At 62.9% G+C, this 22484-nt stretch carries 19 protein-coding genes; 16 read left to right on the top strand and 3 right to left on the bottom strand.

All coding sequences use genetic code 11. From position 1 onward, the window contains the following. Positions 1–6: 6 nt before the first annotated feature. Both NKJ18_RS05700 and erpA read right to left on the bottom strand, forming a co-directional pair. Positions 7–399, bottom strand: a complete 393-nt coding sequence (locus NKJ18_RS05700) for a VOC family protein (RefSeq protein ID WP_023667697.1) — start codon at positions 397–399, stop codon at positions 7–9. A gap of 4 nt (positions 400–403) precedes the next feature. After that, positions 404–751: an iron-sulfur cluster insertion protein ErpA gene (erpA, locus tag NKJ18_RS05695; RefSeq protein ID WP_027050337.1), complete on the bottom strand. Its 348-nt coding sequence runs from the start codon at positions 749–751 to the stop codon at positions 404–406. A gap of 76 nt (positions 752–827) precedes the next feature. Here erpA and NKJ18_RS05690 point away from each other — a divergent pair, with 76 nt between their 5' ends. The 13 genes from NKJ18_RS05690 to NKJ18_RS05630 all read left to right on the top strand — a co-directional run bounded on the left by NKJ18_RS05690 (position 828) and on the right by NKJ18_RS05630 (position 17057). Further along, positions 828–2042 carry a deoxyguanosinetriphosphate triphosphohydrolase gene (locus tag NKJ18_RS05690; protein ID WP_023739017.1) on the top strand — a complete coding sequence of 405 codons (1215 nt, stop codon included), beginning with the start codon at positions 828–830 and terminating at the stop codon, positions 2040–2042. A gap of 62 nt (positions 2043–2104) precedes the next feature. Continuing rightward, positions 2105–3868, top strand: a complete 1764-nt coding sequence (gene argS / locus NKJ18_RS05685) for an arginine--tRNA ligase (protein WP_352757941.1) — start codon at positions 2105–2107, stop codon at positions 3866–3868. A 103-nt stretch (positions 3869–3971) separates the two neighbouring features. Then, positions 3972–7352 (top strand): SPOR domain-containing protein, encoded by a 3381-nt coding sequence (locus tag NKJ18_RS05680; protein ID WP_352757940.1) that lies wholly within the window; start codon positions 3972–3974, stop codon positions 7350–7352. A 133-nt stretch (positions 7353–7485) separates the two neighbouring features. Next, entirely contained in the window at positions 7486–8505 is a 1020-nt protein-coding gene (gene nagZ, locus NKJ18_RS05675) for a beta-N-acetylhexosaminidase (protein ID WP_023735289.1), read from the top strand. Positions 8506–8679: 174 nt separating this feature from the next. After that, a complete protein-coding gene (locus NKJ18_RS05670) occupies positions 8680–9480 on the top strand; it encodes a segregation and condensation protein A (protein ID WP_023751550.1) in 801 nt (266 codons plus the stop codon). Further along, complete coding sequence (scpB, locus tag NKJ18_RS05665) at positions 9477–10244, top strand: SMC-Scp complex subunit ScpB (protein ID WP_023735290.1); 768 nt, start codon at positions 9477–9479, stop codon at positions 10242–10244. Before NKJ18_RS05670 ends, scpB begins: the two co-directional genes overlap by 4 nt. A gap of 180 nt (positions 10245–10424) precedes the next feature. Further along, a complete protein-coding gene (locus NKJ18_RS05660; protein ID WP_023681650.1) occupies positions 10425–10646 on the top strand; it encodes a twin-arginine translocase TatA/TatE family subunit in 222 nt (73 codons plus the stop codon). An 86-nt stretch (positions 10647–10732) separates the two neighbouring features. Beyond that, positions 10733–11473, top strand: a complete 741-nt coding sequence (tatB, locus tag NKJ18_RS05655; RefSeq protein ID WP_023691107.1) for a Sec-independent protein translocase protein TatB — start codon at positions 10733–10735, stop codon at positions 11471–11473. Then, entirely contained in the window at positions 11470–12345 is an 876-nt protein-coding gene (gene tatC / locus NKJ18_RS05650) for a twin-arginine translocase subunit TatC (protein ID WP_023667686.1), read from the top strand. The genes tatB and tatC overlap by 4 nt, the downstream gene beginning before the upstream one ends. 109 nt (positions 12346–12454) lie before the next feature. Beyond that, a complete protein-coding gene (gene serS, locus NKJ18_RS05645; RefSeq protein WP_023667685.1) occupies positions 12455–13759 on the top strand; it encodes a serine--tRNA ligase in 1305 nt (434 codons plus the stop codon). Further along, positions 13759–14520 (top strand): 5'/3'-nucleotidase SurE, encoded by a 762-nt coding sequence (surE, locus tag NKJ18_RS05640; RefSeq protein ID WP_023667684.1) that lies wholly within the window; start codon positions 13759–13761, stop codon positions 14518–14520. The genes serS and surE overlap by 1 nt, the downstream gene beginning before the upstream one ends. Before the next feature lie 26 nt (positions 14521–14546). After that, positions 14547–15200 (top strand): protein-L-isoaspartate(D-aspartate) O-methyltransferase, encoded by a 654-nt coding sequence (locus NKJ18_RS05635; RefSeq protein WP_023667683.1) that lies wholly within the window; start codon positions 14547–14549, stop codon positions 15198–15200. A gap of 357 nt (positions 15201–15557) precedes the next feature. After that, entirely contained in the window at positions 15558–17057 is a 1500-nt protein-coding gene (locus NKJ18_RS05630; RefSeq protein WP_023667682.1) for a peptidoglycan DD-metalloendopeptidase family protein, read from the top strand. Positions 17058–17167: 110 nt separating this feature from the next. Here the strand turns inward: NKJ18_RS05630 and NKJ18_RS05625 are convergent, their stop codons facing one another. Beyond that, on the bottom strand, positions 17168–18043 hold the full coding sequence (locus NKJ18_RS05625; protein WP_023667681.1) for an ATP-binding protein: 876 nt from the start codon (positions 18041–18043) through the stop codon (positions 17168–17170). 271 nt (positions 18044–18314) lie between these two features. Here NKJ18_RS05625 and yajC point away from each other — a divergent pair, with 271 nt between their 5' ends. The 3 genes from yajC (at position 18315) to secDF (ending at position 22482) form a co-directional block, all read left to right on the top strand. Next, complete coding sequence (yajC, locus tag NKJ18_RS05620) at positions 18315–18662, top strand: preprotein translocase subunit YajC (protein ID WP_023667680.1); 348 nt, start codon at positions 18315–18317, stop codon at positions 18660–18662. Between the two features lie 54 nt (positions 18663–18716). Next, positions 18717–19712, top strand: a complete 996-nt coding sequence (locus NKJ18_RS05615) for a SecDF P1 head subdomain-containing protein (protein WP_023744782.1) — start codon at positions 18717–18719, stop codon at positions 19710–19712. 217 nt (positions 19713–19929) lie between these two features. Then, positions 19930–22482 carry a protein translocase subunit SecDF gene (gene secDF / locus NKJ18_RS05610; protein WP_023729954.1) on the top strand — a complete coding sequence of 851 codons (2553 nt, stop codon included), beginning with the start codon at positions 19930–19932 and terminating at the stop codon, positions 22480–22482. Positions 22483–22484 lie beyond the last annotated feature (2 nt).

Below are 22484 nucleotides of genomic sequence, written 5' to 3'. Positions count from 1 at the left end.
GCGGCCTCAGGGATGTTCGGGCGAAAGACGTTCGACAAGCCCGATCGTATTGCCTGCCGGGTCCTTTAGAAAGGCCATCCACTCGCTTTCCCCCGCCGTTCCGAACGTGCCTTCGGTGTCGTTGTGGACGAGCGCCGGCGGTGCGGTGAAGGGAACGCCGGACGCTTTCGCCTCGGCGTGGAAGGCTTCGAGCCCGGCTATATCGAGATAGACGGTGCCGGCCGGAACGCCATCGGTGAACAGCAACCTGATATCACCGGCCATGATGAAGGCGATGCCCGGCGGATCGTAGCGGGCGTGAACGTTGAGGCCGAGCACATCGCGCCAGAAGGCCAGCGTCACGTCGAGATCGCGCCCGGCCGACAGTGCGACCTGACGGACCGGGCCGACGCCGGACATCTGCCTAGATGGAGAAACTGGTGCCGCAGCCGCAGGAGGCGACTGCATTGGGGTTGCGGATCTGGAACGATTGGCCCATCAGATCGTCGACGAAGTCGATCACCGAGCCGCCCATATAGACCAGCGACAAATCGTCGATCAGCACGGTGGCGCCGTCCTTTTCGATGGCGACGTCGTCGTCGTTGCGCGTATCGACCAGGTCGAACTTGTAGGAAAAGCCGGAGCAGCCGCCGCCTTCTACGGAGACGCGCAGCGCCGTCTTGCCGGCCTCGCCAGAGACGATTTTCGCGATCCGCCTGGCGGCGGACTCGGTCATCTCGACTTTCATGGCAGTCTTGGCATCAGCGCCCATGGGCGTCACCTTGCTTTCGGTTTCACATGATAGGTATGAAGCGGGAAGGGGCAAGTCAACTGCGGCGGCATCAGCCATGACAAATGAGCTTGGCGACATTGGGTTCGGCTATCGGCCGCGCGCGGCCTATGCCAGCGACCCAGCCAGGTCGCGCGGGCGGCTCTATGACGAGGTCGAGAGCCCGACTCGCACGCCATTCCAGCGCGACCGCGACCGTATCATTCATTCGACTGCCTTCCGCCGCCTGAAGCACAAGACGCAGGTGTTCGTCGCCCATGAAGGCGACCACTATCGCACCCGGCTGACGCATTCGATCGAGGTCGCGCAGATTGCGCGGGCTCTGGCGCGAGCGCTGCGCGGCGACGAGGATCTGGCCGAGGCGGTCGCCTTGGTGCACGATTTCGGTCACACGCCGTTCGGCCATACCGGCGAGGACGCGCTGAACGAGCGGATGGCCCAATGGGGCGGCTTCGACCACAATGCGCAGTCGCTGCGCGTGGTGACGCGGCTGGAGCGGCGCTATGCCGAGTTCGACGGGCTAAACCTGACCTGGGAAACGCTGGAAGGGCTGGTCAAGCACAATGGGCCGCTGACAGATGCCAAGGGAAAAGGGCTCAAAGGCCCGGTGCCGCAGGCGATCCGCGACTATTCCGAGCTGCACGACCTCGAACTCGACCATTTCGCCGGCATCGAGGCGCAATGTGCTGCGATCGCCGACGATATCGCCTACAACACCCATGACATCGACGACGGCCTGCGCTCCGGCTTCCTGACCTTGGACATGCTGGAAACGGTGGCGCTGCCGGGATCGATCCTGGCAAGCGTGCGCGCGCGCTATCCGGGCCTGGACGATGTGCGCACCGGCCATGAGCTGATGCGCCGGCAGATCACGATGATGGTCGAGGATGTCATTGTTTCCACCACCGCCAATCTTGAGCGCATCAAGCCTGACAGCGCCGAAGCGGTGCGGGCGGCGGGCGAAACGATGGTGACCTTTTCCGCTGACGTGGCGGCGACCGAGAAGGAATTGAAGACCTTTCTCTACAAGCACCTCTACCGGCATGACGAGGTGATGCGCGTTCGCACTCAGGCCGAGCAGATCGTGCGCGACCTGTTCGATGTCTATTTCGCCGATCCGCGCGCCATGCCGGACGGCTGGCGGGAGGGGCTCGACCGGGCGGAGGACCGCATCAAGGCGCGCAGCGTCGCCGATTTCCTGGCGGGGATGACGGATACCTACGCCTTGAAGGAACACCGCCGTCTGTTTGACCATACGCCCGATTTAAGCTAGGGCGGGCGCGATTTGCCGGCCAATGAGCCGGTTCCCCTGCACAGTCCGCCAGAGCAAGACCCATGAACATCTTCGCCGATTTCAGCGCGCGAATCACAAAAGCCGTCGAAGCGCTTGATTTGAAAGACAATAATGGCGTTTCGCCCGACCTGTCGCGCATCGCCGTCGAGCCGCCGCGCGACGCCAGCCATGGCGATCTCGCCACCAATGCGGCGATGGTACTGGCCAAGCCGACAGGGCACAACCCGCGGGCGCTGGCCGAGCGGCTGGTGGAAGTGCTGCGCAGCGACGCCGATGTTGCCGAAGCCGACGTCGCCGGTCCCGGCTTCGTCAATCTCCGGCTCAAGGACGCTTTCTGGCAGGCACATCTGACCGCGGTGCTCGGCGAGGGGCAAAACTACGGCCGCTCGACCATTGGTGGCGGCAAGAAGACCAATGTCGAATATGTCTCGGCCAATCCGACCGGGCCGATGCATGTCGGCCATTGCCGGGGCGCGGTTGTCGGCGACACGCTCGCCAATCTGATGGCCTTCGCCGGCTATGACGTCACCAAGGAATACATCATCAACGACGCCGGCGCGCAGATCGACGTGCTCGGGCGTTCGGCCTTCCTGCGCTACCGCGAAGCGCTGGGCGACGACATTGGCGAGATACCGGCCGGCCTCTATCCCGGCGATTACCTTGTGCCGGTCGGTCAGGCGCTGGCTGCCGAATTTGGCCGCAAGCTCTTGCAGATGCCCGACGATGAGTCGCTGGCAATCGTCAAGGACCGCACGATCGACGCCATGATGGTGATGATCCGCGAGGATCTGGCGTTGCTCAATGTGCATCACGACGTTTTCTTCTCCGAGCGCACTCTGCATGCCGACAATGCCAAAAAAATCCGCTCGGCGATCAACGATCTGACGCTGAAAGGCCATATCTACAAGGGCAAGCTACCGCCGCCCAAGGGCGAGAAGCCGGACGACTGGGAAGACCGCGAGCAGACGCTGTTTCGCTCGACGGCGGTCGGCGACGACATGGACCGGGCGCTGGTCAAGTCCGACGGCTCGTTCACCTATTTCGCCGCCGACGTCGCCTATCTCAAGGACAAGGTCGACCGCGGTTTCGTCGGCCTGATCTATGTTCTGGGCGCCGACCATGGCGGCTACGTCAAGCGGCTGGAAGCGCTGGCGCGGGCGATTGCAGGCGATGATCTGAAGCTGCAACTCACGGTGCTGCTGTGCAATCTGGTGAAGCTGTTTCGCGATGGCGAACCGATTCGGATGTCGAAGCGGTCGGGCGACTTCGTGACCTTGCGCGAAGCGGTGGAGGAGGTGGGCCGCGATGCGATCCGCTTCATGATGCTCTACCGCAAGAGCGACGCGCCGCTCGACTTCGATTTCGCCAAGGTCACCGAACAGTCCAAGGACAATCCCGTGTTCTACGTGCAGTACGCTTCGGCGCGCTGTCATTCGGTGTTTCGGCAGGCGAGCGAGCAACTGGGCGAGGCCAATTTCGACCGCAACAGCCTGGCCGCGGCCTCGGCGTCGCTCACCGACGAGGGCGAGATCGGCCTGATCCGGAAGCTGGCTGAATATCCCCGGCTGGTCGAATCTGCGGCCCTTGCGCTGGAGCCGCACCGGCTGGCATTCTACCTCTACGATCTGGCTTCCAGCTTCCATGGACACTGGAATCGGGGCACCGAGAATGCCGACTTACGTTTTGTTAAGGTTAACGACCGACAATTGACTCATGCCAGACTAGGGCTGGTGCAGGCTGTTTCGGATGTTTTGACCTCCGGCCTGACGCTGATTGGGGCTGATGCGCCCACTGAGATGCGTTAGGTTTAACTAAAACACCTGTCACCATTTGCCCACATTGCGCTGGTAAGGGCCAACCCTACGCGACGTCCATGGCGTCCGAATGAGTGCGAGTTCGGGAACAATAATGGCAGACAGAACCCAGCTGAGAGTAGCCGACAACAACGACATCGCCGAAGATGATCCGTTCGCTGAACTGACCAGGATCATGGGTTTCGATCCGCGCCAGCCGGTCAAGCCGCAGGCGCCAGCCGTCGAGACGGCTGCAGACGAGGGCGATTTCGACATCGACCTCGAGAAGGAGTTGATGGGCGAATTCGGCGATGAAGTCGGTTCCATGGAGGCCAGCCAGCCGGCTCCCGAGGTTCACCAGCCTGCCGCTGAGCCCTACGAACCTGCTGCCGAGATTCGCGAGCCGGAAACCACCGATGCCGCGATGGACGATGCGCTGGCTGCTTCGCTGGAATATGATTTCGTCTTCGACGATGCCGCCGATCTGGATTTCGGCGCTGCCCCGCAGGCTGCGGCTGCTCCCGTTGAACCCTCGGTTGCCGAACCTTGGTTTGCCGAGCCCGCATTCGACGAAGCTGCATTCGATGACGATTTCGACAATGCCGTGGCCAGTTCACTGGAAAACGTATCGCCGCTCGAAGACGACCTGCCGATGGATGACGAGCTTGCCGCTTCGCTCGAGCAGGGGTTGCTGCTCGATGACGATGCGACCGTCGCCCATGCCGCAGATGTAGCCCAGGTTGCTGCTGCGCCCGCCGACGATGTCGCGTTCGACGATGATTTCGACAATGCCGTCTCGATGTCGCTGGAAGACGAGCTGACGCTGGACGGTCCTGCGCCGGCGCAGGACCAGTATGCCGCGCCAGTAGCCGAGGCGCCGGTCGTCGGAGTCGCCGACCACACTGTTGCCGACGAGGATTTTGCGGGTCATTTCGATGACGCGATGGCCGATGTCGACATGGACTTTGCGGCCCAGGATTTTGCAGCCCAGGATTTTGCGGCCGAGCATTTCGAGCCTCAGGCTTTCGAGGCTCAGCCTGTTGAGGCCGAGGATCCGGAAGAGCGCGATCTGGATGTCAGCGATCTGCAGGCCAGCGCGCCGGTTGAGATGGATGCGCCGGAAGTGAACGAGACGCCGGCCTGGACTGTGGAGGCCAGCCCCTCTCATGAGACTGCGCACGAAGCATTCGACGATTTCGATCTGAGCATCGATGATGCGCTTGCCGATCACGAGCCGGTTGCCGAGATCGCACCCACTCCGGTTCAGCCAACTCCGGTCGCACCAGCCTATGTGGCGCCTACCAATATGGCGACCCCGGCCGCTCCGGTCGCTGACGAACGGACGTTGGAAGATGAACTCAACGCGCTGCTTGGCGCCATGACCACACCACGCCCGGCGCCAGTCGCGCCGATTCCGGTCGTCACCGAGCCCACCAGGGCTGCCGCCATCGAGCCCGCCAGGACTTATGAGCCGGTTGCCCCGGTGCAGCGGTCCGTCGCAATGCCGGTCGCTCCGGTCGATAATCTCGACTGGGACCTGGACGAACACGCGCCGGCTCCTCAGGAGGCCCGGGCGGACGATGCCGATTTCGACGATCTGCTTGCCGGCGAACTCGAGGGCCATGAGCCCGAGATCGAGTTCGATGATCATGCCTTCGATGCGGCGCTCGCCAAGGGCATCGATCTCGGTAATGACACGGCAGCACCGGTCGCTGGCGATTGGCGCTCGACGCCGCCGGAGCCGGCGCGTTCGTGGAGCCGCGTGACTCCCACCCCGGCCCAGCCTTCCTTTGCAGCGCAGCCGCAACCTTCTTTTGCAGAAAAGCCGTCCATGCCGCCGGCGGCAGCGCCAAGCTATCGCGACCAGCCGGTTGCAGCTGCTGCCTATGTGGCGCCGACGCCATCGCGCCAGGCGCCGCCTCAGGCCTATGACGAGATGCCGGATGTCGAGACGGTCGATGTGCCGGAGCGTGTGGTGGCGATTGCCGACGACCTCGACATTCCAGAACTCAGCTTCGAGCAAGACGAGCCGGCCGCCTATGACGACATCGACGCCGAATTCGCCGGCATGCTCAACGAGATGAACGCGGTGGAAGTGGCGCCGCCCACTGCCGCACGCAGTGCCGGCTATGATGACGATTCCTACAGTTCCGGCTTCAGTTCGGGCCACGAGCTCGACCAGCGCGCCTATGCTGCGCGGCCAGCCGAAGTGCTTGCAGCCACGCAAGCTCACCACGCCGATTCCGCCGGCGGCTTCGACATGGACGATCTGCCCGGCAGCCAGCCGGTTTCGCAGGCCGACGATTTCGCGGTCGACGAACTCGACTACGATCCGGATCTGGACGAGGCAATGGCGGTGCCGGGCCTCGCCGAGCAGGAAGCCGCACGGCCGCGCAGGAGCGGCCTGCTGGTCGCGGGGGTCGTTGCTGCGGTTGCGATTGCCGGCGGCCTTGGCGCCTTCGCCTTGTCGTTCGGCGGAAAGGGCGGCGGCGATGCGCCGGTCATTGTCAAAGCCGACAACAGGCCGATCAAGGTCAAGCCCGAAAATCCGGGCGGCGCCGTGGTGCCGAACCAGGACAACAAGGTTTATGATGCGGTCGCCAAGGGCACCAAGCCGGCCGAGCCGGTTCAGGAGAAGCTGGTCACCAACACCGAAGAGCCGGTCGATGTGAAGGCGCAGGAGCCTGAAAGCCGCGTCGTCGATCTGTCGCCCGACGATACCGACGCTGCCCCAGGCCCCGACGCTGCCGGCAACCCCGAAGCTGCCGTCAACCCCGACGCGGCTGTCGCGCCGGCGCCAAAGTCCGAGGACCGCATCGCTCAGGTGCTGCAGGAAGCCGACAAGAACCCCGATACGGTCGCCGTTGCCCCGCGCAAGGTGCGGACCATGGTGGTCAAGCCCGACGGCTCGTTGGTGGCCCGCGAGGACTCGACGCCGGCCGCGCCACAGGTTGCGGCGACTGAGCCGCTTGACCCGGCGCCGCAGCACGTCGCCCCTTCGGCCGATGCCGAGCAGACCGGCACCGTGGCGCCTGCCGATCAGGCAAATAGCGACCAGGCAAGTGCCGAGACCGCCAAGCCGGTCAAGCCGGTGAAGCCGGCGGCCACGCCGAAGGCTGAGACCCAGTCCGCCAACACGCCGCAGACGGTTGCCGTAGCGCCGCAGCGCCCGTCCGACCAGCCGGTCGACGTGGTCGGCGAGGTCAAGCCCGACCAGGTTGCCTCCATCCCGGCGACGGCTTCGACATCGGGCGGTTCGTGGTCGATGCAGATCGCTTCGCAGCCGACGGTCGAAAGCGCCCAGGCCAACTACGCCGACCTGCAGCGCCGCTATGGAAATGTGCTCGCCGGTCGCACCGCCAACATCGTCAAGGCGGAGATCGCCGGCAAGGGCACCTTCTACCGTGTCCGGGTGCCTGCGCAATCGCGCAACGATGCGATCAATCTGTGCACCAGCTACAAGGCTGCCGGCGGCAACTGCTTCGTGTCTCGGTAAGGCCGGATCCAATTATCAGAGCCGGTGCGTTCCCAAGGGTCGCGCCGGCTTTTTCATGTGGATGGGCGAGAGGTTGAGGCGCTTGCCGTCCGGGGAGATTCCCTTTGCCGGCGCGAAGCCCTAAACTGGTGGAATGACCGAATCAAAATCCATGATCCTCGGCTGTGCCGGGAAATCGCTGACCCGCGAAGAAATCCGTTTCTATCGCAATGAATGCCCGTGGGGCTTCATCCTGTTTGCGCGCAACATCGGCGAAACCGAGCAGATCCGCGATCTGGTCGCCGAAATGCGCGACTGTATCGGGCGCCCCGATGCGCTGGTGTTCATCGACCAGGAAGGTGGCCGGGTGCAGCGCCTGCGGCCGCCGCTGGCGCCGAACTATCCCGCCGGCGGCGCGCTCGGTGCATTGTGGCGCAAGGACCATGATGCCGGCACCCGCGCTGCCTGGCTGATGGCGCGGCTGCACGCCTTCGACCTGTTGCGCTTCGGTATCTCGGCCGATTGCCTGCCGGTGCTGGACGTGCCGATCGAGGGCGCCAGCGACGTCATCGGCGCGCGCGCCTATGGCAAGGAGCCGCGCCCGGTCATCGAACTTGGCCGCGCCGCCGCGGAAGGGCTGATGTCCGGCGGCGTGTTGCCGGTCATGAAGCATATTCCGGGCCATGGACGCGCCTTCGCCGACACGCATTTCGAGCTGCCTGTGGTCGACGCCTCGCTGAGCGACCTGCAGCGGCATGATTTCGCCCCTTTCCGCGAGCTTAGCCATCTGCCGATGGCGATGACGGCGCATGTCGTCTACAGCGCCATCGATCCGAACAACCCAGCGACCACCTCAGGCAAGGTCATCGACGAGATCATCCGCCGCGAGATCGGCTTCGACGGGCTGTTGATGAGCGACGACACCTCGATGAAGGCACTTTCTGGGGATTTCCCGACAAAGGCGGCATCGATCCTTGCGGCGGGCTGCGATCTGGTCCTTCACTGCAATGGCGTTTTCGAGGAGATGGCAGGCATCGCATCGCGAACCACGGGACTTGAAGGGACGTCGCTGGAGCGCGCCAACCGGGCGCTGACCTATATAAGGGATCGCGACCGGGCCGACGAAACCGAGATACGCGCCGAGTTTGCCACCTATTTCGATGCGGTGGCCTAGAGACGGATGATTTCAGGTCTGTTCGACCTGAAATCTGAATCCGTCTCTAAATTAGATAGAGAGAGCATGATGTCGTCCGAAAACCGCTTCACACTTTTCGGCATCATGCTCTAACCAGAGGTAAAGGAACAAGTGGCGGAGACATTGGACAGCAAGGCTGCGAAGGCCGCACCGATGGACCGTCTGTGGGCCGAGAACGACGATTCACGGGTCACCGGCGACCCGTCGCTGGTCGTCGACGTCGCCGGGTTCGAAGGTCCGCTCGACCTCTTGCTGCATCTCGCCCGCAACCAAAAGGTCGATCTGTCGCGGATTTCCATCTTGGCGCTGGTCGAGCAATATCTGACCTTCGTCGAGACGGCGACGGCGCTGAGGCTTGAGCTTGCCGCCGACTACCTGGTGATGGCGGCGTGGCTGGCCTTCCTCAAGTCGAAGCTCCTCATCCCCAAGCAGCCCGGCGAGGAAGGCGAAAGCGGCGAGGAACTGGCCGCGGTGCTGCAGTTCCGGCTGAAGCGTCTGGAGGCCATGCGCGACGCCTCGGCAAGGCTGGTCAACCGCAACCGGCTCGGCCGCGACGTGTTTGCACGCGGCATGCCTGAGATGGTCATCGTCGAGAAGCGTAACGCCTATTCGGCCTCGCTCTACGATTTGCTCACCGCCTATGCGCAGCAGCGCCAGAAACAGGCGATCACCAATGTGACAATTGCCCGGCGTGGCGTGTGGTCGCTCAAGGATGCGCGCGATATCCTGACCCGGCTGATCGGCTCGCTGCGCGACTGGACGGCGCTGGACAGCTATCTGATCAATTACCTGACCAGCCCGGACGAACGGCGTACCGCGATTGCCAGCTCGTTTGCGGCGTCGCTGGAACTGGTGCGCGAAGGCAGCATCGAGATGCGACAGGACCAGGTGTTCGCGCCGCTCTATCTGCGCGGCCGCGCGCAACCAATCAAGGCAGTCGAGGTGGCATCATGAGCGAACGCGCCAACGCTTCGGTCATTCCGTTCAAGGTCGAAGAAGAGACCGAGGAGGGCATTATCGCCCAGGATCCGACTGATACCCTGCTTCTGAATCCTGGCGAACGGCTGCATATGGCCGAAGCCATACGCATGGCCGAGGCGATTGTGTTCGCCAGCGCCGAGCCGGTCAGCGAAAAGCAGCTCGCAGCCAGATTGCCCGACGGCATCAGCATAGCCGCTGCCATGGCTGAGCTGCAGCAGATCTATGCGCGGCGCGGCGTCAATCTGGTCCGGGTCGGCGATGCCTGGGCTTTCCGTACCGCCGGCGATCTCGCCTTCCTGATGAGCCGCGACACGGTGCAGCAGCGCAAGCTGTCGCGCGCGGCGCTCGAAGTGCTGGCGATCATCGCCTACCACCAGCCGGTGACGCGCGCCGAGATCGAGGACATCAGAGGCGTCGAGACCTCGAAGGGCACGCTGGATACGCTGCTCGAAACGGAATGGGTGCGCATGCGCGGCCGCCGCCGCACGCCCGGCCGTCCCGTCACCTACGGCACGACAGACACTTTCCTCGACCATTTCGCACTGGAGGATATCCGCGATCTTCCCGGCATGGACGAACTGAAGGGGGCAGGGCTGCTTTCCGGCCGAATGCCGTCGAATTTCGCCATCCCGTTGCCGCCGGCCGATCCGGACGCGCTGACCGAGGACGAGGATGCGTTGACCGACATCGATCTCGAGGAACTCGGCCTGCTGACGCCGCGCGTCACGGAAGATTGACCGCAAGCCGCTGTCAAAAAGCTGCATTGCTGCGGTAGATGCGCCGATTGGTAGCGGGCAGCTTTGCCGAAAATGCGTGACATAAGCCGCGCCTTCATAAACTTTGTCGCTGTTGTGTTTGAATCCCAACGCGAAAACGCATAGATCATCGCCAGGGAAAACATTCGAGAGAGAGTTACAATGGGTTCATTTTCGATTTGGCACTGGATGATCGTGCTGGTGATCGTGCTGCTGGTGTTCGGCCGCGGCAAGATACCCGAGCTGATGGGCGACATGGCCAAGGGCATCAAGAGCTTCAAGAAGGGCATGGCCGACGACGATACCGCCGAAGACAAGCGCACCGTCGAGCACCGCCCGGACGAGACCGTTTCGGCAGTGAAGGAAAAGGCCAGCAAGAGCTGAGCCGAAGGTTGTTGCTTTTGTGCAAGTCGTTGTCCCAAAACCGCTTCGCACTGTTGGGCGACAAGCACTAGTCGGAACTGATTGCCATGTTTGAAGTCGGCTGGACCGAAATGCTGGTGATCGCGATCGTCATGATCGTGGTCGTCGGACCCAAGGATTTGCCCAATATGCTGCGCACCTTCGGCCGCACGACGGCGAAGCTGCGTGCCATGGCCTCCGACTTCCAGAAGCAGTTCAACGAGGCGTTGAAGGAAGCCGAGCTCGACGACGTCAAGAAGTCTGTCGATACGCTGCGCGGCCTCAATCCGGCGGCCGAAATCCGCAAGCAGCTCAATCCGTTCGAACAGGCGGCAGCCGAGGTTCGCTCCGGCGTCGATGCGGTGATGAAGCCGAAGCCCGCCGTCGACCCCTCAACGCCCGCGGCAGAAACACCACAGCCGGCCGAGCCGCTCAAGAACGGCGCGACGGTGATGCCGGGTGTCAACGGACCGGAAACAGCGCCGGCGGCGCCGATCCTTCCGGCGATGACCGATCAGGCGGTGGTGACACCGGCTGCAGCAACAGCAGCGCCACGAAACGCGCGCGCCAAGGGGGCTGCGATATCAAAGGCCCCGGCAACCAAAACAGCGGCAGCCAAGGCAGCACCGGCAAAGCCGGCGCCTGCGGCGAAGGTTGCGGCCAAGCCGTCAGCGGCGCCCGCCAAGGCTGCACCTGGAAAAGCCGCCACCAAGCCCGCTGCTGCACCGAAGGCAGTCGCAAAGGCTGAGCCGAAGCCTGCGCCGGCCACGAAGCCCGCGTCCAAGAAGACGGCGGGGGCCGCCAAGTGAGCATTACGGACAGCGAAAAGGACGAGATCGAGAAGTCGTCGGCTCCGCTGATGGAGCATCTGATCGAACTGCGCCGGCGGCTGATCTGGTCGATCGGCGGTTTCTTCGTCGCCTTCCTCGTCTGCTTCTTCTTTGCCAAGAAGCTGTTCAATCTTTTGGTCGTTCCGTTCAAGTGGGCCACGCAGTGGGCCGGGCTCGATCCGCACAAGGTCGAGCTGATCTATACGGCGCCGCAGGAATTCTTCTTCACCCAGGTCAAGCTCGCCATGTTCGGCGGCATGGTCATCGCCTTTCCGCTGATCGCCACGCAGATCTACAAATTCATCGCGCCAGGCCTCTACAAGAACGAACGCAACGCCTTCCTGCCGTTCCTTATCGCATCGCCGATCCTGTTCCTGATGGGAGCGTCGCTGGTCTATTTCTTCTTCACACCGATGGTGATGTGGTTCTTCCTCGCCATGCAGCAGGCCGGCACCGACGACCAGGTGCAGATTTCGCTGCTGCCGAAAGTGTCGGAATATCTCAGCCTGATCATGACGCTGATCTTCTCCTTCGGCCTGGTGTTCCAGCTGCCGGTGGTGACCAGCCTGATGACGCGCGTCGGCATGCTGTCGTCGAAGGCGCTGGCCGAGAAGCGCAAATGGGCGATCGTCATCGCCTTCGTCGTCGCGGCGGTGCTGACGCCGCCTGATCCGATGAGCCAGATCGGTTTGGCCATCCCGACCATCCTGCTCTACGAGGTGTCGATCTGGGCGGCCCGGCTGATCGAGCGCGATCAGGTCAAGCAGAAGCTGGCGCGCGAGAAGCAGGAAGCCGCCGAAGCCGTGGCCGAAAAGGCGGCGGACGCGTCCTCAAAGCAGGCTCGTTCATAGGCTGTCGCGTTCGGGTATCCGCGTTAGCGGAAAAACGCGACAGCCGCCATCTTGCATCGATGAAGGATGCGGTTTACGCCCTCAGGCCTTAGCTCGAGGACGACCAACCATGCTTGATATCAAATGGATTCGCGACAACCCGAAGGCCCTTGTCGAGGCGCTGGCCAAGCGCTCGTGGTCGGCTGACGAGGCGCAGTCCACGGTCGATGAGCTGATCAAGAAGGACGAAGCGCGGCGCGAGCACGTCACCGAGCTGCAGACCAAGCAGGAACGCCGCAACGCCGCCTCGAAGGAGATCGGCAACGCCATGCGTTCGGGCGACACGGCACTTGCCGAAAAGCTCAAGGCCGAAGTCGGCGACATCAAGACCTTCATCCAGAATGGCGAGGCGCGCGAGCGCGAGCTCGACAAGACGCTGAACGATGCGCTGGCGGTGCTGCCGAATGTGCCGCTCGACGACGTGCCGGTCGGCAAGGACGAGCACGACAATGTCGTCAAGCATATCGTCGGCGAGGTGCCGACCCGGCCGAACTGGGTGAAGGAGCATTTCGAGATCGGCGAAGCGCTCGGCATGATGGATTTCGAGCGGGCGGCAAAGCTGTCGGGATCACGCTTCACCGTGCTGAAGAGCGGGCTGGCGCGGATGGAGCGCGCCATCGGCCAGTTCATGCTCGATCTGCACACGACCGAGCATGGCTATGAAGAAGTCATCCCGCCACTGATGGTGCGCGACGAAGTGCTTTTCGGGACCAACCAGCTGCCGAAATTCGAGGACGACCTGTTCTTCGTGCAGCATGGCGATGGCCGGCTCGGGTTGATTCCAACCGCCGAGGTCCCGCTCACCAACCTGGTGCGCGAAGAAATCACGGCCCATGAAAAGCTGCCGCTGCGCTATACGGCGCTGACGCCGTGCTTCCGCTCGGAAGCGGGCTCCGCCGGCCGCGACACGCGCGGCATGTTGCGCCAGCACCAGTTCTACAAGGTCGAGCTGGTCTCGGTCACCGACCAGGAGTCTTCGCTCGCCGAGCACGAGCGGATGACGCAGTGCGCGGAAGAGGTGCTGAAGCGACTGGAGCTGCCGTTCCGCACCATGGTCCTGTGCACGGGCGACATGGGGTTTGGCGCGCGCAAGACCTACGACATCGAGGTCTGGCTGCCCGGCCAGAACGCCTATCGCGAAATCTCGTCCTGCTCGGTCTGCGGCGACTTCCAGGCCAGGCGCATGGATGCCCGCTACAAGGACCGGGATGGCAAGGGCAACCGCTTTGTGCACACGCTGAACGGTTCGGGCACCGCTGTCGGCCGTGCGCTGATTGCCGTCATCGAAAACTACCAGAATGAGGATGGCAGCGTAACCATTCCTGAAGTGCTGCGGCCTTATATGGGCGGTCTGGCGAAGATCGAATCGAAGTAATGCGCATCCTTCTGACCAATGATGACGGCATCCATGCCGAGGGCCTGGCGTCGCTCGAACGCATCGCCCGCACGCTGTCGGACGATGTCTGGGTCGTGGCGCCGGAGCAGGACCAGTCCGGCTACGCGCACTCGCTGTCGATCTCGGAGCCGCTCCGGCTGCGCAAGATCGGCGAGAAACACTACGCCGTGCGCGGCACGCCGACCGACTGCGTCATCATGGGCGTCAAGAAGATCCTGCCTGGCGCGCCGGACCTGATCCTGTCCGGTGTCAATTCCGGCGCCAACATCGCCGACGACGTCACCTATTCCGGCACCGTCGCCGGCGCCATGGAAGGCGCGCTGCTCGGCATCCGCTCGATCGCACTCAGCCAGGGTTATTCCTATGTCGGCGAGGACCGCGTCGTTCCCTATGAGACCACCGAGGTGCTGGCGCCGGCGCTGCTGAAAAAGCTCGTCGCCATGCCGCTGCCGGACGGCGTGCTGCTCAACGTCAACTTTCCCAACTGCCTGCCTGACGAGGTCGCCGGCACCGTCGTGACGTCGCAAGGCAAGCTGGTGCACAGCCTGTGGGTCGACGAGCGCCGCGACGGGCGCGGCCTGCCTTATTACTGGCTGCGCTTCGGCCGCGAGCCGGTCGAGGGCAAGCAGGGCACCGATCTCCATGCTCTGCGCAACCGGCTCGTGTCTGTGACGCCGCTGCAGCTTGACCTCACCGCGCATGAAATCCGTGACCAACTGACCAAGGCGCTGGCTGAATAAGGTGTTCGCATGAAGAAGGTTCTGGCATGAACTTGCCGCTCGACGATCGCGAGGGTTTTGCCGCTTTCCTGCTGCGCCTGCGCGGCCAAGGCGCGGTGCCGAAGGCGTTGATCGCAGCCTTCGAGGCGACGCCGCGGCGCGGCTTCCTCAACGGCCAGTTCCATTCGATCGCCTGGTCGGACGGCATGCTGCCGATCGAATGCGGCGAGGCGATCGAGGGCGCCGATCTGCAGGCGGCGGTGATTGCGGCCTTGGCAATAGAGCCCGGCAACCGGGTGCTCGAGATCGGCACCGGCTCGGGCTACACGGCAGCGGTGATGTCGCGGCTCGCGGCTCGCATCGTCAGCGTCGACCGCTACAAGACGCTGGCCGAGCAGGCCAGGCAACGCTTCGAGGCGCTCGGCATCGGCAATGTCATCGTGCGCCAGGCCGATGGTTCCAACGGCCTTGCCAACGAAGCGCCGTTCGACCGCATCGTAGCCTGGGCGGCTTTCGACAGCCTGCCGCGCTTCCTGCTCGACCAATTGTCGAGCGGCGGCATCGTCATTGCCCCGATCGGGCCGGAGGAGGGCGAGCAGGTGCTGGCCAAGCTGACCAAGGTCGGCAGCCGCTTCGAGCGCGAGGATATCGGCACCGTGCGCCTGCAGCCGATCCTGCGCAGCGTCGCGGCGGTTATCTGAATTCTGCCTGTCACGCGCTTCGAAGGTAAGCCGAAGCCGATCGTTTCGTCATCCACGGGCGAAGCAAGGAGCGTAGCGACGCAGCGCAGACCCGAGGATCCATGCCGCGCCATCAAGGCGTAGCTACGGCGCAGAATTCTGCTCTGCTGCATTCTTCGGCCAATGTCACGGAATGGATCCCAGGGTCTCCGCGACGGCGCTTCGCGCCTGCTTCGCCCAGGGATGACGACGTTGGTGAAGGCGCCTTACAAAATGTTTTAAGAAAATTTGCGTCCGATTCTATGGGGTTAACCCGCCAGTAACATTAACGCGCTTTAATCATGACCAGTGTGTACCGGGTCTGTGCGGGTTAGTGCGATGCAATTCAGTGTTTTGAAGGCAAACGGGCGTACTCTGTCGCGGGGCTGCGCTGTCCTCATGCTAGCCGGAGTGGCGGCGGGGTGTAGCTCCCAAGTCTCGCGGTTCAATGGTGTCGACGACGTCTTCACCTCCTCGACCAACAATCAGCGCGCCATCATCGACAAGCAGAGCACTGCGCAGCCCTATCCGGGCGATGTGGCGGCCGAGCCGATCGCTGCGGCACCTGTCGATGGCAGCCATAACCAGTCGGTCAGCCGCTCCAGCCTGGAGCCAGTCACCGTCCAGCAGCTGCCGCCGCCGAGCGCGCCCAAAGCTGCTCCGATGCGCACCGCTTCCGCGCCGGCGCTTGCACCGGCACCGCATGTCGACAGAACGACTACCGGCACCGTCCAGCCGGCGAGGCCGTTCAAGAATGCCGGTGACTCCGATCCGAAACCACTTGCGGCTGGTACGCCGCATGCGACCGAGATCGTGGTCAGCGACGGCGAGACCATTTCCGGCATCGCTCATCGCTATCATGTGCCCGCCGACGTGATCATGAAGGTCAACGGCTTGAGCGCCACCAAGGGGCTGAAGACCGGTCAGAAACTGGTCATCCCGGCCTATGCCTATTCAAGCAAGGGGACAGAGCCGAAACTTGCCGACGGCAAGCCGGCAAACAGCCCCAAGGCGCCGGCGCCGGAGAAGGTCGCCGTACTGCCGCAGCAGCCGAAACTCAAGGACGGCAAGTCCGCCGCGCAGGTTGACGCTTCGGCAGCGAACAAGCCGAAGACCGACAAGCCGGCGCAGACTGCCTCGGCCGCGCCAAAAGCCGGCGCGGGCACCTACACGGTCCAGTCGGGCGACAGCCTGTCCTCCATCGCCAGGAAGACCGGCGTTGGCGTCGTGGCGCTGAAGCAGGCGAACGGCATGCAAGACGGCCTGCTCAAGATCGGCCAGACGCTGAAGGTTCCGGCAGGTGGCACCGCAACGGTCGCCAGCGCCAAGCCGGCCAAAGTTGATCCGGTGACGACCGCGACCACCCAACCGGCGGCAAAGCCGACGGAGACGCTCGCCACCTACACGCCGCCGAAGAAGGACGCCAAGGTCATCCAGCAGGCCGAGGACGACGATGCTGTTGCGCCCGATGCCACCGGCATCGGCAAGATGCGTTGGCCGGTGCGTGGCCGCGTCATCTCCAATTTTGGTGGCGGCAAGGATGGCGTCGACATCGCCGTGCCTGAGGGGACGCCGGTCAAGGCGGCCGAGAACGGCGTGGTCATCTATGCCGGCGACGGCCTCAAGGAATTCGGCAATACGGTGCTGGTGCGCCACGAAAACGGGCTGGTCACCGTCTATGGCCACGCCAGGTCGATCGAGGTGCAGCGCGGCCAGAAGGTCAAGCGCGGCCAGGAGATCGCGCTGTCGGGCATGAGCGGCACCACCGACTCGCCGAAACTGCACTTCGAAGTGCGCAAGAACTCGGCCCCGGTCGATCCCTCAGGTTATCTCGAATAGTCGGGAATAGAACAATAAACGTTTTGCAGGCCGTCTGACCTCCAGTCCGGCCCGCCGGCTCAGCCCGCTCCGCAAGGGGCGGGCTTTTTCAGTGACCTGACGGAAATCAATCAGTCGTTCAGCGGCTTGCCGAGCCGGCCGGCCAGATCCTGAGTGAATTGCCAGGCGACGCGGCCCGAGCGGCTGCCGCGTGTCGTTGCCCATTCCAGGGCGTCGGCGCGCAGCTGCTCCGGGTCGATCTTCAGTCCATGATGGGTGGCATAGCCGTTGACCATATCGAGATATTCGTCCTGCGAACATTTGTGGAAGCCGAGCCACAGGCCGAAGCGGTCGGACAGCGAAACCTTTTCCTCGACCGCCTCGGACGGGTTGATGGCGGTCGAGCGCTCATTGTCGATCATGTCGCGCGGCAACAGGTGCCGGCGGTTCGACGTGGCGTAGAAGATGACATTGGCCGGGCGGCCCTCGACGCCGCCTTCAAGGGCTGCCTTCAGCGACTTGTAGGAGGTGTCGTCATGGTCGAAGGAGAGGTCGTCGCAAAACAGGATGAAGCGAAACGGCGCCGCCTTCAGCAGGCCCATCAGCCTGGGCAGCGTGTCGATATCCTCGCGATGGATCTCGATCAGCTTGAGCGGCAGGTCGGATTTGGCCTGGGCGTTGATCTGCGCATGCACGGCCTTGACCAGCGAGGATTTGCCCATGCCGCGCGCACCCCACAACAACACATTGTTGGCGGCATGGCCGGCGGCGAAACGTTCCGTGTTTTCGACCAGAATGTCGCGCACGCGGTCGACGCCGCGGATCAGGCCGATGTCGACGCGGTTGACCTTGCGCACCGGCTCGAGATAGCCGGGGTCGGCCTGCCAGACGAAGCAATCGGCAACCGCAAGATCGGTTTGCGGCACCGGCGGCGGGGCGAGGCGGGTGACCGCCTCGATCAGGCGGTCGAGCTTTTGGTTCAGGGCCTCGATGGTGCTGTCGGTCATGTCTCGTCTTTTATGTTTCCGCACGAACGTGCGTAGGGGCCGAAATCGTCTTGATCCGGGCGAGATAGAAACTGGTTCCAAGCTTTTGTTTGGGCATGATCTTTTGCGAAAACCACGCCCGTATTCCGGGAGCATGCTCTAACACGGGTCAACCGGCCGGAAAAGCAGCTGAAAGCCCGGCCGCGCAGTTGCATTGGTAACTTTACCCACTATATTCCGGCCAAATTTGGCGAGGCCGCCCTACGGCCTTCTTCGTAACCAGGAGTTCTTGATGTTCGTCACACCGGCATACGCCCAAGCTACCGGAACTCCGCTTGGTCCGTTCGGGGATATCGGCATGATACTCCCGTTCGTTCTGATCTTCGTGATCATGTATTTCCTCATCATCCGGCCGCAGCGCGCCCAGTTGAAGAAGCGCCAGGAGATGATCTCGGCCGTGCGCCGTGGCGACACGGTCATCACCGGCGGCGGCTTCGTCGGCAAGGTGACCAAGGTGATCGACGACAATGAGCTTGAGATCGACCTTGGCGGCGGCACCAAGGTGACGGCGCTGCGCTCGACGATCGCCGATGTTCGGGTCAAGGGCGAGCCGGTGGCCAACCAGAACGCCAAGAAGTAAGCCAGTTTCCCAAGCGGAGCGATCCGCGGGCAGAGCTCTGACAAAAGACGGCGTATGGTCCATTTTTCGCGCCTGAAAATGATCCTGATCTGGCTTGCTATGGCCACAATGCTCGTCGACGCGCCCAGTCTTCACGCTGCCGGCGCGGACGTGCTGCTTCGATTGGACGCGACCGATGTGATCGATCGCCGGTTGGAGGCGACGCGTGACGAAATCAGGACGCTGCTGCGCGATGCAAGGATCGGCTATACTGGTCTTGCTAAGTCGGGTCGGGCCGTTCAGGTGCATATCACCGACGCCGCTCAGGTCGGCGCGGCCAAGATGGCATTGGAGGCGGTGACTGATCCTGTCCTTGGCAGCGCTGGTCCGGTCCAGGAAGTGATCCTGGATGATACCGGAGCAGCGTTGCTCAAGTTCACGGTAACAGACACAGGTATCAAGTATCGGATGTCGATCGCGCTTGCGCAGTCGATCGTGGTCATTAAGAATCGCCTGCGTGATCTTGGTGTAGCCGACCCAGTAGTGCGGCCAGAGGGCGAAGACGGTATGCTGGTCCGGACCTCGGGCGTTGCGGATTTGCAAAGGCTGAGGAGAATTCTCACCCGAACCGGAATGCTGACTTTTCAGTGGGTTGATGAGTCGATGCCGGTCGCTGATGCGATCAATGGCCGGACGCCCGCTGGCTCGGTGGTGGTTTATTCGAAGGACGATCCACCGGTTCCCTATCTGGTTGAGAGCCGAACGATCGTTTCCAGTGACGACATTGTCAATGCTCAGGCGACTCCCAACTCCGTCACAAATGAGCCGGCGGTTTCGTTCACCTTCGATTCCAGGGCAACGGCACGCGTTGCGCAGGCGACCTCGCAGAATGTCGGCAAGCTATTTGCGATGATCCTCGACAACCAAGTGCTTTCGGTGCCAGTCGTCCGCGAGCCAATTCTTAACGGCCGCGGCCAGATATCGGGCAACCTCACCAAGGAGAACGCCGATGATCTGGCCTTGCTTTTGCGTTCCGGACCGATGCCTGCACGATTGAAAATAGTCGAGTAGCGCACGATAGCGCCCGGCGGTGATCAGAATTAGAATGGAACCGACAGAGGCGATTGACGCCGAAACCGCTGCCGGCGGCAGCGCCAAATTGACCTCAGCGCGCTCGACAATCGGCGAAGTGCGGGTTAAGGGCGAGCCGGTGGCAAATAAGAACGCCAAGAAATAACCGAATTGTCGGCGGAACGATCCGCCAGTACGCCCTGACGGACAACGCCATATGCTGTATTTTTCGCGCCTGAAGATGATCCTGATCTGGATCGCCGTGGCCGTCACATTCATCCTTGCCGCGCCAAATCTCTTCCCGGCCAGCACATTGGCGCAATTGCCCAACTGGGTGCCGAAGCGGCAGATGACGCTTGGTCTCGATCTGCAGGGCGGTTCGCACATCCTCTTGCAGATGGACCAGAATGATCTCGTCAAGGCGCAGCTGGAAACGACGCGCGACGAGATCCGCACGCTGCTGCGCGATGCCAAGGTGGGCTATACCGGCCTTGGCGGCACCGGCAGGACCGTACAAGTGCGCATCACCGATCCAACCCAGATCGATGCCGCTAAGACGGCGCTTAAGCCGCTGACCGATCCGGTCGCAGCCGGCCTGTTCACCGGTGGCTCCATCCAGGAAATGTCCCTGGATGATTCCGAAGCCGGGCTGCTCAAATTCACCGTCACCGACGCCGGCATCAAATACCGCACCTCAGCCGCATTGGCGCAGTCGATCGAAGTCGTCGAGCGTCGCGTCAACGAACTCGGCACCACCGAGCCGATCGTGCAGCGGCAGGGCGACGACCGTGTGCTCGTCCAGGTGCCGGGCCTGCAGGATCCGCAAAGGCTGAAGGAGATCATTGGCCAGACCGCAAAGATGACCTTCCAGATGGTGGATACCTCGATGTCGGTGCAGGATGCGCTGAACGGCCGCCCGCCGGCAGGCTCCTCGGTGCTTTATTCGCAGGACGATCCGCCGGTTCCGTATCTGGTGGAAAATCGCGTCATCGTGTCCGGCGAGGATCTTGCCAAGGCCACCGCAACTTATGATTCCCGAAACAACGAGCCAGTGGTTTCGTTCGTCTTCAACTCGCGCGGTGCGACACGGTTCGGCCAGGCGACCCAGCAGAATGTCGGCAAGCCGTTCGCCATCATCCTCGACAATCAGGTGATTTCGGCGCCGGTGATCCGCGAACCGATCCTCGGCGGCAGCGGCCAGATTTCAGGCAATTTCACCGCCGAAAGCGCCAACGACCTCGCCGTGCTGCTGCGGGCCGGTGCGTTGCCGGCAAAGCTGACCGTGATCGAAGAACGCACGGTGGGCCCGGGCCTCGGCCAGGATTCGATCCATGCCGGCAAGGTCGCCGGCATCATCGGCTCCATTCTCGTCGTCGCCTTCATGTTCGTCGCGTACGGACTTCTCGGCTTCCTCGCCAACATTGCGCTCGCCGTGCACGTGGCGATGATCGTCGGGGTCTTGTCGCTGCTTGGCGCGACGCTGACCTTGCCCGGCATTGCCGGTATCGTGCTGACCATCGGCATGGCGGTCGATTCCAACGTGCTGATCTATGAGCGCATCCGCGAGGAGCGACGGGCCGGCCGTTCGGTCATCCAATCGATCGACACAGGTTTCACCAAGGCGTTGGCGACCATCGTGGATTCCAACGTTACGTCGCTGATTGCCACGGTCGTGCTGTTCTATCTCGGCACCGGACCGGTCAAGGGCTTCGCCATCACCTATGCCATCGGCATCTTGACCACGGTCTTCACCGCCTTCACCTTCACCCGTCTGCTGGTGTCGATCTGGCTGCGCCGTGCGCGTCCGAAGGAATTGCCGCGTGCGCCGGTGACCTTCGTTCCGGCCGGCACGAAAATCCCGTTCATGGGCATCCGCCGCTGGACGTTCGCACTGTCCAGCCTGCTGTCGATCGCGTCGGTTATCGGATTCCTGACCATCGACATCAACTACGGCATCGACTTCAAGGGCGGCTCGATCATCGAGGTGCAGTCCAAGCAAGGCGACGCCGATATTGGCGATATCAGAAGCCGGCTGTCGGAGCTCAATATCGGTGAAGTGCAGGTCCAGCAATTCGGCGCGCCGAATGACGTGCTGATCCGCGTTGGCACCCAGGATGGCGGTGAGAACGCCGAGCAGACCGTCATCGACAAGGTGCGCGGCGAGCTGCAGGACAATTACGATTTCCGCCGCGTCGAGGTGGTGGGTCCCACCGTTTCGGGCGAACTGGCCAAGCAAGGCACGATTGCGATGATCATCGCGCTGATCGGCATCCTGGTCTATGTCTGGTTCCGCTTCGAATGGCAGTTCGCGGTCGGCGCAATCGTGGCGACGGTGCACGATGTGGTGATGACGCTGGGCTTCTTCGTCATCACCGGGCTCGAGTTCAACCAGTCTTCGCTGGCGGCGATCCTGACCATTATCGGCTATTCGCTCAACGACACGATCGTCGTCTATGACCGTGTTCGAGAAGATTTGCGAAAATACAAACGAATGCCGCTCCCACAATTGTTGAACAACGCCATCAACGAGACGCTGTCGAGAACGACGCTAACTTCGGTGACGACCATCCTGGCGCTGCTGGCGCTCGTGTTGTTCGGCGGCGAGGTGATCCGCTCGTTCACCATGGCGATGCTGTTCGGCGTCGTCTTCGGCACCTATTCGTCGATCTTCATCGCAGCGCCCTTGCTGATCCTGTTCAGGCTCAGGCCGCAGGGAGCGAGCGCCGATGAGGAGAAGCCGGTTGGTGGCGGCAAGGCCATGGCGACCTGACG

It is taken from the genome of Mesorhizobium sp. M0217 (assembly GCF_040321955.1).
Lineage (GTDB): Bacteria > Pseudomonadota > Alphaproteobacteria > Rhizobiales > Rhizobiaceae > Mesorhizobium.
The sequence above is the reverse complement of the archived record's forward strand: the minus strand, read 5'-3'. Positions and strand labels throughout refer to the sequence as shown.

Bases quoted from the DNA above. Each gene is read 5' to 3' on its own strand.
- erpA (WP_027050337.1), bottom strand. From the start codon at position 751: ATGGGCGCTGATGCCAAGACTGCCATGAAAGTCGAGATGACCGAGTCC.
- NKJ18_RS05680 (WP_352757940.1), top strand. From the start codon at position 3,972: ATGGCAGACAGAACCCAGCTGAGAGTAGCCGACAACAACGACATCGCC.
- secDF (WP_023729954.1), top strand. From the start codon at position 19,930: ATGCTGTATTTTTCGCGCCTGAAGATGATCCTGATCTGGATCGCCGTG.
- tatB (WP_023691107.1), top strand. From the start codon at position 10,733: ATGTTTGAAGTCGGCTGGACCGAAATGCTGGTGATCGCGATCGTCATG.
- yajC (WP_023667680.1), top strand. From the start codon at position 18,315: ATGTTCGTCACACCGGCATACGCCCAAGCTACCGGAACTCCGCTTGGT.
- NKJ18_RS05660 (WP_023681650.1), top strand. From the start codon at position 10,425: ATGGGTTCATTTTCGATTTGGCACTGGATGATCGTGCTGGTGATCGTG.
- serS (WP_023667685.1), top strand. From the start codon at position 12,455: ATGCTTGATATCAAATGGATTCGCGACAACCCGAAGGCCCTTGTCGAG.
- surE (WP_023667684.1), top strand. From the start codon at position 13,759: ATGCGCATCCTTCTGACCAATGATGACGGCATCCATGCCGAGGGCCTG.
- NKJ18_RS05615 (WP_023744782.1), top strand. From the start codon at position 18,717: ATGGTCCATTTTTCGCGCCTGAAAATGATCCTGATCTGGCTTGCTATG.
- NKJ18_RS05690 (WP_023739017.1), top strand. From the start codon at position 828: ATGACAAATGAGCTTGGCGACATTGGGTTCGGCTATCGGCCGCGCGCG.
- NKJ18_RS05630 (WP_023667682.1), top strand. From the start codon at position 15,558: ATGCAATTCAGTGTTTTGAAGGCAAACGGGCGTACTCTGTCGCGGGGC.
- NKJ18_RS05700 (WP_023667697.1), bottom strand. From the start codon at position 399: ATGTCCGGCGTCGGCCCGGTCCGTCAGGTCGCACTGTCGGCCGGGCGC.
- scpB (WP_023735290.1), top strand. From the start codon at position 9,477: ATGAGCGAACGCGCCAACGCTTCGGTCATTCCGTTCAAGGTCGAAGAA.
- argS (WP_352757941.1), top strand. From the start codon at position 2,105: ATGAACATCTTCGCCGATTTCAGCGCGCGAATCACAAAAGCCGTCGAA.
- nagZ (WP_023735289.1), top strand. From the start codon at position 7,486: ATGACCGAATCAAAATCCATGATCCTCGGCTGTGCCGGGAAATCGCTG.
- NKJ18_RS05670 (WP_023751550.1), top strand. From the start codon at position 8,680: ATGGACCGTCTGTGGGCCGAGAACGACGATTCACGGGTCACCGGCGAC.
- NKJ18_RS05625 (WP_023667681.1), bottom strand. From the start codon at position 18,043: ATGACCGACAGCACCATCGAGGCCCTGAACCAAAAGCTCGACCGCCTG.
- NKJ18_RS05635 (WP_023667683.1), top strand. From the start codon at position 14,547: ATGAACTTGCCGCTCGACGATCGCGAGGGTTTTGCCGCTTTCCTGCTG.